Origin of the sequence: Flavobacterium sp. YO12 (assembly GCF_004119495.1) — a bacterium.
GTDB lineage: Bacteria > Bacteroidota > Bacteroidia > Flavobacteriales > Flavobacteriaceae > Flavobacterium.
Genome location: NZ_NRQU01000130.1, coordinates 1 through 1,704 on the forward strand (window position 1 = coordinate 1; position 1,704 = coordinate 1,704).

At 30.3% G+C, this 1,704-nt stretch carries 2 protein-coding genes and 1 pseudogene; all 3 read right to left on the reverse strand.

The features are described from left to right. Window positions 1-220, reverse strand: a pseudogene (locus BOW55_RS20610) (hypothetical protein); the annotation flags it as partial. Between the two features lie 151 nt (window positions 221-371). Beyond that, entirely contained in the window at window positions 372-1,343 is a 972-nt protein-coding gene (locus tag BOW55_RS20615) for a hypothetical protein (RefSeq protein WP_129026320.1), read from the reverse strand. Between the two features lie 133 nt (window positions 1,344-1,476). Beyond that, window positions 1,477-1,704 (reverse strand): hypothetical protein (locus BOW55_RS20935; protein WP_164975089.1); only part of this gene is annotated, 228 nt, incomplete at its 5' end.

The window sequence follows — 1,704 nt, forward strand, 5'->3', positions numbered from 1 at the left end:
AAAGCTGACTTCGATTTCCTTCTACAAATCTAAATTCAGGAAAGTCATCATTTTTCCAATATTTTTTAATAGTATCTGGAGAATATTTCGAATATAGTTTCCGCCAATGTTTTTCATTAAATAATTTACTTGTATAATCTGTTTTATTTGGATATACATTATGTTTATCCCCTTCTCCTCTATTAAAAATTCTTAAAATCTGACTACTACTTTCCTTCATCCTTAGTATATAGTTTTTCTTACTAGAAACATTCTCTAATTCTAAAAAAGTATTTATCGGTTCATTACTTTTAAAATGTGAGGAGGCACAGGATAGAAGAAAAAACGAAAAAACTAGAAACATTATTTTTTTTAAATTTTCCATAAAACTTTTATTTTACGCATGGGATTCCTGTCGGAGTTAAAACACCTCTTAATTCAGCATTTTTTTCTGAATAAAATCTATTTATTATTCTCTCTCTATCATTATAACATACTGAACTCGGATCATTTGGATATAATCTATTAAACTCACTAGTACCAAAAAGACCAGACCACGCCAAATCTGTATATATCTCAGAGGCAAAACCTAAAGGCACACTTTTTTTTGTATGAAATTCTTGAATCGTTGCTGCTATTACTGCTACATATTTTTTCGCAATTACTTCATGATGCTCACTTGGCATTTTGCTTTTATCTTTATCAATTTGCTGCTGAACATAAGCTTCATAAATGGTTGGAAAGTCACAAATCTCCAAATCTCCACAAGTTTTATAATCTTCTAATAAACTAATTAAGTAAGCATGAATAATTTCATGAGCCATTGTTGTAGCTACTGACAAATCTGTTGGTCGACTACTTTGATTCTTACCCTTAATATAATTTTCATTAAAAATCAAATTGATATCTGTACTAGAACCTGTAACACTATTAGTTTGTGCCAAAACATTAGAATCCTTCACTGGACCAGTAATCATATTGAGATTATAAATACTTCCTGGTGGACTGAACCTTTTTAGCATTTCTGCAATATCACCTCCTCCTAAATTTTTGAGTTGATCTAAAATATCTTTAGTACAAGGATCAAGACCTATATCATTTATCTGATCTTCAATAACTTCAGCGTCATCTAATGGAGCTGATCCTCCTCCTCCTCCTCCTCCTCCTCCATCCGGAGGCAATTGTTCATCATCATCTGCACCCCAATCACATTCCCACCAATCATATACAAGCCAGTCTTGCCCTGTTTCATTGTTAGTGAGAAAATACCCCCAATGAACACAAGTAGTTTTACTTGTTATTAAAGATTTCGATTGTTTCTTCTCTGGCTTTTTCCCATTATCAGAAACCAATATATCTTCCATATTATATAAATGATATCTATCCAGTATTAAATCATTTCTATTTGAGTAAAAAGAGACCCTCATTTTATAATCTAACTTATCTTTATTTTTAGTTATTATAAGATAAGATTTTAGATACCTAGGCACTTTATCTCTATTCAGATTTTTTACAAATGCAGGTTGATCTGTAAAAAAGAGGGACTAATAATGTATCCTTTTTTAAAATCCCTTGTTCCCAATCTGGGTTTCCTAAATAATAAATATTTTTCTTTAATTCTATTGAGTTAGCATTAAAAAAATCTTTTGCTTCTTTAACATTGATTGAACTTATTTGATTCTCATTTACTAAATCTTCTGTCGCACAAGAATTGAATAAAAAAAA